Origin of the sequence: Chitinibacter fontanus (genome assembly GCF_013423785.1) — a bacterium.
Lineage (GTDB): Bacteria > Pseudomonadota > Gammaproteobacteria > Burkholderiales > Chitinibacteraceae > Chitinibacter > Chitinibacter fontanus.
Genome location: NZ_CP058952.1, coordinates 3,019,325 through 3,033,410, shown reverse-complemented (window position 1 = coordinate 3,033,410; position 14,086 = coordinate 3,019,325). Strand labels below are relative to the sequence as shown.

The following is a 14,086-nucleotide window of genomic DNA, read 5'->3' as shown; positions in this document are numbered from 1 at the left end:
CTCTTTTCATTGGTAAGTAACTGTCGCTGCCGACAACTGCATTTAATCGCAGGGTTTGAAAAAAGGCATCGGCGAACAAATCTGAAAATGTTTTCCGCAAAAGAATCATGAAGTTACGAAAAATAAATCTGAATATCTAGCCTTGCTACAAATATGCGCTAACCATGCGCTCCACCACACTTTTCTTGTGGTCAGGGGTAAAGTGGGCGTAGCGTTTCACCATCTGCAATGTCTTATGCCCTAGGATTTCCGCCAGTTCAGGCAAGGTTGCGCCACTCATTGCTAAGTAGCTGGCAGCAGTGTGGCGCAAGTCGTGGTAGCGAAAATTGTGCAATTGCGCAGCCGCGATGCAATGCTCCCACTGCTTGCGAAAATCAAAGGATTTCCCTTCGACCTTGCCGGGAAAAAGATGGTCATTCGGACGAGGGCGCAATGCCTGACGTTCTCGCAAGATCGCCAGTGCCTCACCCACGACAGGTACGACACGAATTTCTTTATTCTTGGTCAGATGCAAGGTGATGGACTGTCGATCCAGATCGATCTGATGCCAGCGCAAATCCCAAATTTCATTCTTGCGCGCTCCCGTACTAAGAGCCAACACTACGGCCAAATACAAATCAGGAAAGTTTTTGCATTCTTGCAATAAGCGAGCGCGCTCTTCATCGCTCAGAAAACGGCTGCGTGCATTATTGAGTTTAGGCTTTTTAACGGCCATCACAGGATTGCGTTCTAGCCACTCCCATTCTCTTTCCGCAGTTGAGCATAGGTGTGACATCACGCGCAGATATGCGGTGACCGTACTTGCAGAGCGATACACAGGTTCGATATTGACGGCTTTACCACGTGGCGGCATGGGTGTTGCTGCAAGCTTGGTTTTGCACCCTGCAATTACCGCAGGCGTTAAATCGTGCAAATGCAGAGTTCCTATTTCTTTACGCCACCACTCCAGTTGCTGCGACTGATCCCGAATTGTTGATGAACTCTTGTTCGGCAGTATTTCTCGCTGATAGCGATCAATTGCATCAGAAACCTTATGCTTAGGGCGTGCATTAGCTTGGAAAAAGCGACCCTCGCGCATTTCAGTCTCAATTTTGGCCGCCCATCGTTTGGCGTCGGTCAGTCGATCAAACGTGGATGTTTGAGGTGCAAATCCTTTAAGGCGGATGCAGACCTGATAACGTGTTTCTCCACTTGCAGTGGTACGTCGTTGAATGTTTGCCATAGCGTCTAAACTCCTGATTCTCGGATTAAACCAATTGGATAGACGCACTTACAAGTGCTTGATGGGGCAGCAAAAATGCCAATAACCGCCCAAAACTGGCAATAAAAAACGCTGTCGCGAAGTCGCAACAAAGCGCATTTCAATCAGCGGCAGCGGATGAACTTTATCGGTGCAAGTGTTGGGGTTTGTGGTGGTGTGTTGCGGCGAAGTGCGTTGGGAGTGCGTTGCGCAAATGACAAAGGGTTAGCAATTGCTTGCTAACCCTTTGATATTCTTGGTGCCGACGGCAGGAATCGAACTCGCGACCCCCTGATTACAAGTCAGGTGCTCTACCAACTGAGCTACATCGGCTAAGAGCTGCGCATTTTACACCATATTTATTTTTCCGCAAGCAAAAAACCGTTTATTTAGTTGCATGACTACTAAAAAATGCGTCTGAATAAAATTCTTCCGCTGGCAGCCCTTGGGCGATGCAGCCTTTCACTGCCGCTTCAACCATCACGGGTGCACCGCAGGCGTAGACTTGGTAGTGCGCCAGATTGGCAAAATCGGCCAAGACGGCCTCGTGAACCAAGCCGGTGCGGCCTTGCCATTGGTGTTGCGGCTTAGGCTCGGAGAGCACCGGAATAAAGGTGAAATTGGGGTATTGCTGCTGCCATTGCGATGGCACAGCAGGCATGTACAAATCATCGAGCGAGCGGCAGCCCCAGTACAGCACCATTTCGCGCTGCGTGTTGTGGTGCAGCGCGTGTTCGATAATGCCTTTGATTGGCGCAAAACCGGTGCCGGTGGCGATGAAAATAATCGGTTTATCTGAGTCTTCGCGCAAAAAGAAGCTGCCCAGCGGGCCGGTGAAGCGGAAAATCTCGCGCTCTTTCATCGTCTCCCACACATAGCCAGAAAACTCACCGCCCGGCACATGGCGGATGTGCAATTCGAGATAGCCTTCCTGATGCGGCGCGTTGGCAATCGAGAAGCTGCGTTTATTGCCGGTTTTGGTGTGGATGTCGATGTATTGGCCAGCCAGAAACTGCAGCCGCTCGGTCGATGGTAGCTTTAGTGTGAGCACGGCTACGTCGCGTGACACCTTGTCGATTTTCTCGATGCGGGTCGGTAGCGTTTTAATTTGGATGTCTTTGGTCGCCGCCACTTCGCGGCATTCGATGCTGACGCTGTCGCTCACTGGCGTTGCGCAACAGAATAGCGACATGCCTTTTTCAATTTCTTCGCTGGTCAGCACCGTTGGCGAATGATCGCCATGCGCCACTTCGCCGCTGAGCACTTTACCTTTGCACGCGCCGCATGAGCCGTTTTTGCAGCCATAGGGCATATTAAAGCCCTCGCGCATCGCTGCATCTAGCAGGGTTTCACCGTCAAACACGCTCAGTTGCTGACCTGAAGGTTCAATGATAAGTTGCTTGCTCATTCTTTTGGATTTCCGACTTGTGCGAAAAAAACGCTTGTTAATTATAGGTTGCGGTGATGTGGTGCAGCGCGCTTTGCCGTGGCTACGCCAGCGCTTTCAGGTGTATGCCACTGCACGCAGCGCCGATAAAGCGCAGCAGCTACATACCCTAGGTATCCACCCGATCATCGCCGATCTGGATCAGCGCCAGTCTTTAGCGCGCCTGGCGGGTCTGGCTGATACGATCATCCACAGCACGCCGCCGGGCGAAGGCGAAGCTGACCTGCGTACTCGCCGCCTGCTGGCCGCACTTGCCCGCACACCACGCAGACGCTCTGGCGCGCGCGAACCGCAAAACGGGATTTTAGCACAGCGCCGCATCGTCTATATCAGCACCAGCGGGGTTTACGGCGACCATGGCGGTGCGTGGATTGACGAAACCTCGCCGCAGCTAGCCACCACCGGCCGCGCCCTGCGCCGCATCAGCGCGGAACATCAGCTGCGACACTGGGCACAGAGTCGATCAGCGACGCGCCGCGTGTGTCTTTTGCGCGCGCCGGGCATCTATGCACTCGATCGACTGCCCACCGCGCGTATTGCGCGGGGCGAGCCGGGCATCATCGCCAGCGAAGATAGCGTGAGTAATCATATTCATGCCAATGATCTGGCGCATGCGGTCTGCTTGACGCTATTTCGCGGCCTGCCGCAGCGTAGCTACAATATTGTCGACGACGCGCCGCACACGATGAGCGAGTGGTTTGACCAGGTTTCCGACTTCACCACCCTGCCCCGCGTACCCAAACTCAGTCGCCAAGAAGCACAAAGTCGGCTCTCTCCGACCATGTGGTCATATATGAATGAGTCGCGGCGGCTGAGTAATCAGCGCACCAAAAGTGAATTGCGCTGGCGGTTGCAATATCCGACAACCGAGGCGTTTTTTCATGCCAACAAAGGAAGGTATATTGCTACAAACAAATACTAGATTGATCTGTAGCCATATACCTATTTAAGACCAAAAGCGCTCCAACCAGCTTTTCTTGTGCCAGCTTTTTTGCGCACCACGCGATAGGAAATGCTCTACGTAGCGCTGGTCGCCTTCCATGATGTGGTTGGTTAGCCAGTTGCGCAAAAAGTGCAGCAATTCAAACGAAATTGACTCGCCATTGTTCATACGCGCCTGCAAGTCTTGCATCTGACTGATCAGGTCTTCATGGTGCGCTTTATGTGTGTCGTATTCGGGATAGCCCAAAATACGCATCAGGCTCTCTTCCACTGTGAAGTGAATGCGGGTGTAGTCAGCCAGCCGCTGCAGCACGGCAATCGAGGCATCGCGGCCATGGTGATGGCGAATTGCGTCGTGCAATTCATTCAGTAGATTGACCAGCACTTTGTGCTGTTCGTCGATCTCTTGAATCCCGACCGATAATGATTCATTCCACTCGATAAGCAGGCTCATGTGAATACTCCTTGCCAGTCAACGCTGGCTATTGTCTAGCCTGCATACTGCCCAGAGCACCGAGCATCATTTTGATTTGAGTCAAACAAACCACAAGCGCCACACCAAACTCACACAACTGCAACACTACCCTGCTGCGCACTAGCCAACTCACGCTCTAGCACCGCCTTGAGCGCGGCAAAACAATCGGCATCAATGGCATTGCCGACCATGCCGCTCATAATCTGGATGGTTTTTTCTGGTGAATTGGCGGCGTGATAGGGGCGCTCCGCGCTGATGGCGTCAAAAATATCGGCCACGGTGATAATGCGCGTTTCCAGCCGAATGTCGGGCGCACTCAAGCCACGCGGGTAGCCTTTACCATCGAGCCGCTCGTGGTGCGAGCCAGCCACAAATGCCAAATCAGCAAATTGCGCGATTTTGCCCAAAATTTCTTCGCTTAAGCGCGCATGCTGCTGCACCGCGCGAAACTCGTCATCAGTGAGCTTGCCAGGCTTTTCTAAAATGCTGCTACTAACGCCGAGCTTGCCAACATCGTGCAATAGCGCTGCACGCTTTACCCACTTACGGCGACGGTCTTCCAGGCCTAATTCCTGCGCGATTAGATCTGCATAAAACCCCACGCGCTCGCTATGGCCAGCAGTAAATGGGCTTTTGGCATCGACCACCTGACCAAATGCCGACGCAATTTCATCCATATATTCATCATCGAGCGGCACCGTAAATTGCGCGGGCTCCAGCTCCAGCACAGCGCTGGCGATGTCGGGATCGCTCAACGTCTGCCAAAACGCGGCGTCTTTGGCCACCACTTCAAACGCTGCCACCAGCAAGGGGTCAAACCAGACTTCGGTGCGGTGACGCACCTCGGCCAAAGCGGCATCGCGGCCATTGGAAAAATGAAACACATCGATCACTTGGGCCAGCAAGGCGATGCGGGCATTAAGCGGAATATCCGCGCCCTGCAAACCATCTGGCCGCCCGCCGCCATTCCAGTGCTCATCCAGCGAATGAATGCCCAGCGCCACCGATTCGGGAAAGCGCAATTGCCGTGCAATTCGCGCGCCCCGATCGCAGCGCGTCTGGATCAGCTCCTGCGCAATCGTGTCGCCATTGCGCATGATATTTAAGATGGCAGTCAGTCGTTTAGTCCAGCTTTCATTGCGCCCGGTGTGCTCGAACACAAAGCCCAGCACTTGCGACAGATTGGTGCCGACCAGCTTGAAATCCCGCTTGAAGCTTTGGTCATCGGTGAGATATAGCTCGCAAATTCGCGCTGCATTGCTGCTACAGCCCAAATCTTTGAGCAGCAGCGTGTAATACAGCTCCCACAAGGCCTGCTCGCTCATGCCGATCTGCTTGCCGATATGCACGCCGATCCAGCAACAGCGCACACAATGCCCTTCGGGCTGACCTTCGGTCATATCCAGCGCATAGGACAAAGCGCCCAGCAATTCAGCAAGCTTTAGAGATTGGCTCATTGCGTTACCCTGATGAGTTAAGTCTTTAGAATAGACAATCGCACGCCGCGAGCGAGCGAACATGTAGTGCATCCATATACCTACTACCGTATTACTATGTAGACTATATTAAATAATAGCTACAGCTAGATACCCCAAATAAAAACAGCGACCCGTAGGTCGCTGTTTGAGTTGAAATACTTTCAGGCAGATTAATCAGCGCCACGTGCGCGATCAGCGTTAAATTTCGCTACGTATTGCGGGAATTGGTCAGCTTCGATCGCATCACGCATTTCCTGCATGATCACTTGGTAGTAATGCAGATTGTGAATGGTATTGAGCTGTGAGCTCAAAATCTCTTGGCTGCGGAACAAATGATGCAAGTAGGCACGGCTGAAATTGCGGCAGGTGTAGCAATCACAACTTTCGTCGAGCGGGCGCGTGTCTTTTTTGTAATGCGCGTTTTTGATCTTCACATTGCCATAGCGGGTAAACAACATGCCGTTGCGTGCATTGCGCGTTGGCATCACGCAATCGAACATATCAATACCTTGGCTCACGCCATACACCAAATCTTCCGGCGTACCAACGCCCATCAAATAGCGTGGCTTGTTCACCGGCAATTGCGGTGCAGTGTGCGCCAGAATGCGCTCCATTTCTTCTTTGGGCTCGCCGACAGACAAACCGCCAATCGCCATGCCGTGAAAATCAAGCTCGTTCAGACCCGCCAGCGATTCATTGCGCAAGTCTTCATGCATCCCGCCCTGCACAATACCAAACAGCGCGTTTGGATTTTCCAGCTTATTGAATTCGTCTTTCGAGCGTTTGGCCCAACGCAGACTCAGACGCATCGATTCAGCAGCAGTTTTATGATCAGCCGGATACGGCGTGCATTCGTCGAAAATCATCACGACGTCGGAATTGAGCACCTTCTGAATGCGCATGGATTCTTCGGGCGTCAGAAATAATTTATCGCCATTAATCGGACTTTGAAATTTGACGCCTTCTTCGGTGATTTTGCGCATCGCACCCAGACTAAATACCTGGAAACCACCCGAATCGGTCAACATCGGCTTATCCCAGCCCATAAATTGATGCAGACCGCCAAATTGCTCAATCACTTCCAAACCCGGGCGCAGCCACAAGTGGAAAGTATTGCCTAAGATAATTTGCGCTTTAATATCGTTCAAATCGCGCGGCGTCATCGCTTTGACGGTACCGTAAGTGCCAACAGGCATAAACACCGGCGTTTGCACGACGCCATGATTGAGGGTCAACGTGCCACGGCGCGCGCCGGCGGAGGTGGTTTTTAGTTCGAATTGCATGAGATTTCCCAAAAAAAGCAGCCAGATACACAGTCCAGCGCGAGGCGGCAAGATTAACGGGCTAGGCCTAAGCTGGCAAGTTGAATATTACGCAATAAAAACAAACCATTAGACCGCAGGCTGCGTGAATTCTCGTTTTTTTATCTGCCGGAATGCACACTCTGAACACATTTAGTGACAAGTCACGCCTATTGATAGCACGAAAACACTGGAAGACTTGAACCACCACTTCAAACGATTAAGTAGCACTCACTGCTGTGATCATTCAGCGCAATCAAATTGAGCAGGCACAAAAAAGGCGAAGAACCACGCTTCGCCTTTTAGCTTGTTGTAGGAACGATCTTTAGCGCTGCGGTTCTAGCAACATCGAGTCGCCATAGCTAAAAAAACGATATTGCTGCGCAACTGCATGTTCGTACGCGGCGCGCATCGTATCGTGCCCAGCAAAGGCTGCAACTAACATTAGCAAGGTGGATTTTGGCAGGTGAAAATTCGTAATCAAGCGATCAACGACTTGAAATTGATAACCTGGCTTGATGAAAATATTGGTATCACCCTCAGGCTCTGCCAACAAACCTTGCTGTGATGAGGCCTCCAGCGCGCGCAACGAGGTAGTACCCACCGCAATCACGCGTTTACCTGCGGCCTTAGCATCGCGAATTGCGGCTTGCGTATCAGCAGGGATTTTATACCGCTCGTGATGCATTACGTGCTCGGCAATATTATCTACACGCACCGGCATAAATGTACCCGCGCCGACATGCAACGTTAAAAACTGCGTTTTAACCCCCATCGCGCGTAATTGTTCGAGTAACTCATCGGTAAAGTGCAGCCCAGCAGTTGGTGCCGCTACGGCACCGGGATCGCGGGCGTACACGGTTTGATAACGCTTGGCATCTTCCTCGTCAGGTACATGAGTAATGTACGGCGGAAGCGGGAGTAAACCTGATTGCTCCAGAATATCCAATACTGTCAGATCAGCGTGAGCGTCGGAAAAATCCAGTTTGAATAGATCACCTTGGCGCTCGGTCATTTCGGCGGTAAAGCCGCCCTGAAAGTGCAAAATCGTGCCGGGCTTGGGCGCTTTGGAAGCCTTGATGTGCGCAAGCGCCTGATGCTGGTCTAGCACACGCTCGATCAGCGCCTCGATTTTGCCGCCACTGGCTTTTTCACCAAACAATCGCGCTTTGATGACTTTGGTATCGTTAAATACCAACACATCACCCGCTTGCAAAAATGTGGGCAATTCGGTAAAAACGCGATCTGCAAGATTTGCACCATCCACGTGCAGCAAGCGGCTAGTGCCGCGTGTGACAGGTGGAAACTGCGCAATCAGATGCTCGGGTAAATGGTAGTCAAAATCAGAAATTTGCATTGCACTTGCACGCCGTAAGCCAAGGTGAAAATTCGCGGGAATTATAACAGTAAAACCCTATGTAACCCGCGCCAATCCTGATGTAACAAAATTTTTCAGCAAAAGTTCCGCCTGTAAGCCAGCAGAAATTAAAATATTTTCACTGCTTTTTCTGGACAAGTTCGCCGAAGTTGCGGCAAACTCCGACGATTCACAGGGAATATAAGGATTGCTTTATGTCGTCTAACGACAAAATCCTGGTTCTGCACGGCCCCAATTTGAACTTGCTTGGGCTGCGTGAACCGCAGCACTATGGCAACGCTACGCTCGATAGCATCAATCAAACTTTGATCGAGCTAGGGAAAAACCATCAGGTGGAAGTCACCACCTTTCAGTCAAATCGTGAATACGAGCTCATTGAACGAATCCATGCAGCCTACGTCGAAGGCATTGCGTATATCGTGATCAATCCAGCTGCATTTACGCACACCAGCGTTGCGCTACGTGATGCACTAGCTGGCGTAAAAATTCCGTTTGTAGAAGTACATTTATCTAATGTGCATGCACGGGAAGCATTTCGCCATCGTTCGTATTTTTCTGATCTCGCTACTGGCGTGATCTGCGGTTTAGGCGCACAAGGCTACGAGTTTGCACTCACCTTTGCGATTAAAAAGCTAAAAACCCAATAACACTAAAAGCTCAAAAAGCTTCAGTCTCCACCTTATAACAGAGAGGATTGCATCAATGGATCTGCGTAAACTTAAAAAACTCATCGACTTGGTTGAAGAATCGGGCATCGCCGAATTGGAAGTCACAGAAGGTGAAGAGAAAGTACGCATCACTCGCAGTGTAGCCAATCAAGGCTTCATGCAAGCACCAATGCAATATCACATCCCTGCTGCCGCACCAGTTGCAGCCCCTGCACCAGCTGCTGCCGCGCCAGCAGCCGAAGCAGCCGCACCCGCTGTTGAAGGCAATGTACAAAAATCGCCTATGGTCGGCACGTTCTACCGCTCATCTAGCCCGGGCGCGAAATCTTTCGTTGAAGTGGGTCAATCTGTGAATGCTGGCGATACATTGTGCATTATCGAAGCGATGAAGCTGCTCAATGAAATCGAAGCCGAGCACTCAGGCGTAGTGAAAGCAATCTTGATTGAAAACGGTCAGCCGGTTGAATACGGCGAACCGATGTTTATTATTGGCTAATTCTGTGATGCGTGATGTGCACGTGAACGCCCCCGCGGTCTGCACTTGCACTCAAAGCTCACTCCTCACGGAGTTTGTATATGTTTGAAAAAGTACTCATTGCCAATCGTGGTGAAATCGCGCTGCGTATCTTGCGCGCCTGCCGCGAGATGGGCATCAAAACTGTCGTTGTCCACTCAGAAATTGACCGCGAAGCCAAATATGTCAAATTGGCCGACGAATCAGTGTGTATCGGCCCAAATCCTTCCGCACAAAGCTATCTAAATGTACCGGCACTGATCGCCGCAGCCGAAGTCACCGGCGCACAAGCGATTCACCCGGGCTATGGTTTTTTGTCGGAAAACGCTGATTTTGCACAGCGCGTTGAAGAGTCTGGCTTCGTCTTTATCGGCCCGAAACCTGAATCAATCCGCATCATGGGCGATAAAGTTGCCGCTAAAGATGCGATGAAAAAAGCGGGCGTGCCATGCGTGCCTGGCTCGGAAGGTGGTTTGCCTGACGACGAGGCAGAAATCCTCAAGCTCGGTCGTGAAGTAGGCTATCCAGTGATTATCAAGGCCGCCGGTGGCGGTGGTGGTCGCGGGATGCGCGTGGTACACGCCGAAGAAGATTTGCTGTCATCTGTTGCGCTCACCAAGCAGGAAGCCAACCAATTCTTTGGCAACCCAATGGTGTACATGGAAAAATTCCTGCAAACGCCACGTCACGTTGAAATCCAGATTCTGGCTGACCAGCACGGCAATGCGATTTACTTAGGCGAGCGTGACTGCTCAATGCAGCGTCGCCACCAAAAAGTAATCGAAGAAGCACCGGCACCGGGCGTGACTGCAGAACAACGTCAACGCATTGGCGAGGCGTGTGCTGCGGCTTGCCGTTTGATCGGCTATCGTGGCGCAGGTACGTTTGAATTCTTGTACGAAAACGGCGAGTTCTATTTCATCGAAATGAACACCCGCGTACAGGTTGAGCATCCAGTGACTGAAATGATCACCGGCATCGACATTGTGCAGGAACAAATCCGCGTTGCTGCAGGCTTGCCATTGCGCTACACGCAGGAAGACGTGAAGCTCAAAGGCCACTCGTTTGAATGCCGTATCAATGCCGAAGATGCAGTGAAGTTTATCCCTAGCCCCGGCCAAGTCACCAAATGGCATATGCCAGGCGGCCCAGGCGTGCGTGTTGATTCGCATGTGTATCAGGGCTACACGATTCCGCCAACGTACGACAGCATGATCGGCAAGATCATCACTTACGGTGATACGCGCGAACAAGCGATGGCGCGCATGCGCATTGCCCTGTCGGAAATGGTGGTAGAAGGCATCAAAACCAATATTCCTTTGCATCAGCAATTGTTATTGGACAAAGCCTTTATCAAAGGTGGTACCAGCATTCACTATCTGGAACACCATATGGAAGAAATTCGCTTGGCAATCGAAGGCAAAAAAGCCTAAATTGCAACACCCTAAAAAGGGCAGCTCTGCTGCCCTTTTTTTTCGCCCCTATACCTAAACACGTATAAATCCAAAGGGCTTATTTGTTCTAAAGTACAGACACATACCCCCACCCACAAAGCCGATTAACTGACAACTAGCTTTGATCAGTTTATTAGAAAAACACCATATGCTGACGCTGTAACTGACTTCATTGTCATTAAATACAAATCGTCCTAGCATCGCTACACCTGAATATAAAGTCAGGGCATAGCGGCGGCAGTCACGAAACCGCCACCAATAACCGATGGATGGAGTGAGTCAAATGTCTCAAGGTAAATTATTTTGCCGTAGCCGCCTTGCGGTACTACTAAGTGGTTTGCTGCTAGCTGCCGGCGTGCATGCGGCAAATTGGCAAGAAGGTAATACCTACACCGCAGGAACACAGGTCGATTACAACGGCAAAACCTACACTGCTTTAGTTACACATACTGCATTCACTGGTGCGAATTGGAATCCAGCCTCTACCCCAACACTGTGGAAAGAAGTCGGCACCAGCACTGTGACGGCAACGCCAGGTGTACCACCAACTCCAGCGCCAACTGTAAGCCCAGTGGTGACACTCCCCCCCACACCAAGTACTAGTCCAGTCATCACCACTGCGCCAGCCAATGGCACTTGGGATAAAGCAGCCGTTTACACTGGCGGTCAGCGTGTTTCTTATAATGGCTTGATTTATGAAGCTAAATGGTGGAATCAAGGCGATGTCCCAGGCGCCAATGAATGGGGTCCTTGGAAACTCGTTGGTTCGGCCGTCATTACACCAACGCCAGCCATCACCCCAACCCCTTCATCAACACCAATTGGCATTGTCTGCCCATCACCAATCCCAGGGATGGCCAGTGCTATGACCACTTGCGGCCCTGCTATTACGCCAGTAGTAACACCTACCGCCAAACCAACCAACACGCCGACGGCAACGCCAACACTTAGCCCTACACCAACCCCAGTCGTAACACCAACCTCGACACCAGTTGTGACCCCAACAGGGCCAACCCCAACGCCAAATGCCAATGGCTTGCCAAAACATGCGCTGATTGGCTACTGGCACAACTTCACGAATCCATCGGGTGATACCTATCGCATTCGCGATGTAGCACCAGAATGGGATGTCATCATGATTTCCTTTGCCGATGATGCAGGCAATGGCGCAGTAGCCTTCAATCTGGACAAAAATGCGGGTACCGAAGCCGAGTTCATTGCAGATGTGGCGGCCAAACGTGCCCAAGGCAAAAAAGTAGTGCTCTCGCTAGGTGGTCAAGAAGGCCGCATGACCCTTTCGACCAAAGCCAACGTTGAGAACTTTGTAAATAGCTTGTATGCAATCATCACCAAGTATGGTTTTGACGGGATCGATCTGGATCTAGAGAGTGGTGCCGGCGTGGTATTGGGCACGCCGATTATTGATAATCTGATCTCGGCAGTGAAACAACTAAAAGCTAAAGTTGGCCCTAATTTCTACCTGTCTATGGCACCTGAGCACCCTTATGTTCAAGGTGGTTACGTAGCCTACTCGGGCATCTGGGGTGCTTACCTGCCAATTATCGACGGCCTACGTAATGATTTGAACATCATTCATGTTCAGTATTACAACAACGGCGGTCTTTACAGCCCATATTCGGCTAATTCGCTCAATGAAGGCACGGTTGATGCGCTCGTTGGTGGCTCTTTGATGTTGATCGAAGGCTTCAAAACTTCAGGCGGAACTGGCTGGGAATTTAAAGGCCTGCGCCCTGATCAGGTAGCCTTTGGGGTACCAAGCGGCCGCTCTTCTGCCAACGGAGGCTTCGTCACCAATCAGGTGGTCAGCGACTCACTCACCTGCCTGACTCAATTGAAAAACTGCGGCTCAATCAAACCAAGTAAAGCCTATCCAGACTATCGCGGCGTAATGACCTGGTCGATCAATTGGGATAAAAAAGATGGCTACAACTTCTCTAAACCGACCTCAGCAACGCTAAAAGCGCTGCCGAACTAAACTGCACTCGGTTTAACCGTAAAAACACCTCGGCATCCCCGGGGTGTTTTTTACGTGCGTATTATTATTTCTTACCCGCCCCTATCGTCAAGGCATTGAAATTTACATTGAATCAGACCCTAGAAAGCGCTATCGTATTGCATTCACTGGCAGTTAAATCATGAATCCCAACCTTCAGCGCATCCAAGAGCTTTACGATCAAAGCAAAGCATTGATTTATGTCGTTCCTGCCGAGTCACTCCGCCTGGTTGAAGAAGCGGTGGCTTTGCTACAAGCTGATGACGAGCCTGCGCTGCGCATTGCGGTGATCAATCAACAAATTGAAATGTTGACTGCATTTGGACGTATCCACGATGCACTAATTTTGCTGCACCAAATCTTAGTTATTGCCGAAACAGAAAACCTAGAAACTCAACGGGGTGATTTGCTGTATCACATCGGTATCGCGCATTACACCATTGGTGATTTTGGCACTGCCATCGATTACTGGAGCGACTGTCTCAACTTAGAAAATCAAGGGTTTTCGGCTGCAACTCGCGTAAATACCTATATCTCGCTTGGACAGCTTTATTTTGCATTTCACATGCCCAGTGATGCGCTGCGTCACCATCAAAATGCACTCAAATGGGTCAATGACAGTATTGCTCCCGATCTGTATGTCCGCTTATTAATCAATTTGGTTGCAGATCTCTGTGATCTTGAGCGCCATGATGAGGCCGAACCCTATCTTGATGAAGCAGAGCAATTAGCCAAAGAGCTCAAGCATTACGAATATGTTGGCGAAATTCTCGGATATCGTACACTGATGCTGCTAGCGCAAGATAAGCTCGATGAAGTCACTCAACTGCTGGAGCGCGGGCATAGTATGGAGCGCTACTGGGCCTGGGGTGAAATAAGTTGGAAAATAGTGACCGGCAAGATTCAACAAGCAGAACAACGCCACGACGAAGCCATCGCGTCTTTTCAGGAAGCCTTGGCGCTGGCCAATAAATATGAATGCACCGGAAAAGTCCATGTCGTGCATGCGGTGCTAGCCCGTGCTTATGGCCAGATTGATAATCATGCGATGGCAGAAAAACACCATCGCTTGTATCAGGAACATTTCAATCGTTTAGGCACGCCGGCGATTTTTGCCCGTTTACAACAACTCGAAGCCCAACTCGAAAATACCTAGTGCTGTATCTATATCAACC

At 50.9% G+C, this 14,086-nt stretch carries 12 protein-coding genes and 1 tRNA gene; 6 read left to right on the top strand and 7 right to left on the bottom strand.

Annotated elements, in window-relative coordinates; translation table 11 throughout:
- Positions 1-145 precede the first annotated feature (145 nt).
- From HZU75_RS14485 to HZU75_RS14475, 3 genes are all read right to left on the bottom strand, one after another.
- Positions 146-1,222 carry a tyrosine-type recombinase/integrase gene (locus HZU75_RS14485; RefSeq protein ID WP_180306713.1) on the bottom strand — a complete coding sequence of 359 codons (1,077 nt, stop codon included), beginning with the start codon at positions 1,220-1,222 and terminating at the stop codon, positions 146-148.
- Positions 1,223-1,497: 275 nt separating this feature from the next.
- Positions 1,498-1,573 (bottom strand) — tRNA-Thr (locus HZU75_RS14480).
- Between the two features lie 52 nt (positions 1,574-1,625).
- Positions 1,626-2,648 (bottom strand): CDP-6-deoxy-delta-3,4-glucoseen reductase, encoded by a 1,023-nt coding sequence (locus HZU75_RS14475; protein WP_180306712.1) that lies wholly within the window; start codon positions 2,646-2,648, stop codon positions 1,626-1,628.
- A gap of 19 nt (positions 2,649-2,667) precedes the next feature.
- Between HZU75_RS14475 and HZU75_RS14470 the strand changes: the two genes are divergently transcribed.
- The gene (locus tag HZU75_RS14470; protein ID WP_228028086.1) at positions 2,668-3,609 is read left to right on the top strand and encodes an NAD-dependent epimerase/dehydratase family protein; all 942 of its coding nucleotides are present in this window, start codon (positions 2,668-2,670) and stop codon (positions 3,607-3,609) included.
- Between the two features lie 24 nt (positions 3,610-3,633).
- Here the strand turns inward: HZU75_RS14470 and HZU75_RS14465 are convergent, their stop codons facing one another.
- From HZU75_RS14465 to queA, 4 genes are all read right to left on the bottom strand, one after another.
- Positions 3,634-4,083 carry a bacteriohemerythrin gene (locus HZU75_RS14465; protein ID WP_180306710.1) on the bottom strand — a complete coding sequence of 150 codons (450 nt, stop codon included), beginning with the start codon at positions 4,081-4,083 and terminating at the stop codon, positions 3,634-3,636.
- A gap of 110 nt (positions 4,084-4,193) precedes the next feature.
- Positions 4,194-5,561, bottom strand: coding sequence for an HD-GYP domain-containing protein (locus tag HZU75_RS14460; RefSeq protein ID WP_180306709.1), 1,368 nt, complete (start codon positions 5,559-5,561; stop codon positions 4,194-4,196).
- 191 nt (positions 5,562-5,752) lie between these two features.
- Positions 5,753-6,865, bottom strand: coding sequence for a tRNA guanosine(34) transglycosylase Tgt (gene tgt / locus HZU75_RS14455; RefSeq protein ID WP_180306708.1), 1,113 nt, complete (start codon positions 6,863-6,865; stop codon positions 5,753-5,755).
- Positions 6,866-7,208: 343 nt separating this feature from the next.
- A complete protein-coding gene (gene queA, locus HZU75_RS14450) occupies positions 7,209-8,240 on the bottom strand; it encodes a tRNA preQ1(34) S-adenosylmethionine ribosyltransferase-isomerase QueA (protein WP_180306707.1) in 1,032 nt (343 codons plus the stop codon).
- A gap of 215 nt (positions 8,241-8,455) precedes the next feature.
- Between queA and aroQ the strand changes: the two genes are divergently transcribed.
- The 5 genes from aroQ (at position 8,456) to HZU75_RS14425 (ending at position 14,067) form a co-directional block, all read left to right on the top strand.
- Positions 8,456-8,908, top strand: coding sequence for a type II 3-dehydroquinate dehydratase (aroQ, locus tag HZU75_RS14445; RefSeq protein ID WP_180306706.1), 453 nt, complete (start codon positions 8,456-8,458; stop codon positions 8,906-8,908).
- Positions 8,909-8,963: 55 nt separating this feature from the next.
- A complete protein-coding gene (gene accB, locus HZU75_RS14440; protein WP_180306705.1) occupies positions 8,964-9,425 on the top strand; it encodes an acetyl-CoA carboxylase biotin carboxyl carrier protein in 462 nt (153 codons plus the stop codon).
- An 80-nt stretch (positions 9,426-9,505) separates the two neighbouring features.
- Positions 9,506-10,876 carry an acetyl-CoA carboxylase biotin carboxylase subunit gene (gene accC, locus HZU75_RS14435; protein ID WP_180306704.1) on the top strand — a complete coding sequence of 457 codons (1,371 nt, stop codon included), beginning with the start codon at positions 9,506-9,508 and terminating at the stop codon, positions 10,874-10,876.
- 304 nt (positions 10,877-11,180) lie between these two features.
- Positions 11,181-12,893: a chitinase gene (locus tag HZU75_RS14430; protein ID WP_180306703.1), complete on the top strand. Its 1,713-nt coding sequence runs from the start codon at positions 11,181-11,183 to the stop codon at positions 12,891-12,893.
- A gap of 160 nt (positions 12,894-13,053) precedes the next feature.
- Positions 13,054-14,067, top strand: a complete 1,014-nt coding sequence (locus tag HZU75_RS14425) for a tetratricopeptide repeat protein (RefSeq protein ID WP_180306702.1) — start codon at positions 13,054-13,056, stop codon at positions 14,065-14,067.
- Positions 14,068-14,086: the final 19 nt, after the last annotated feature.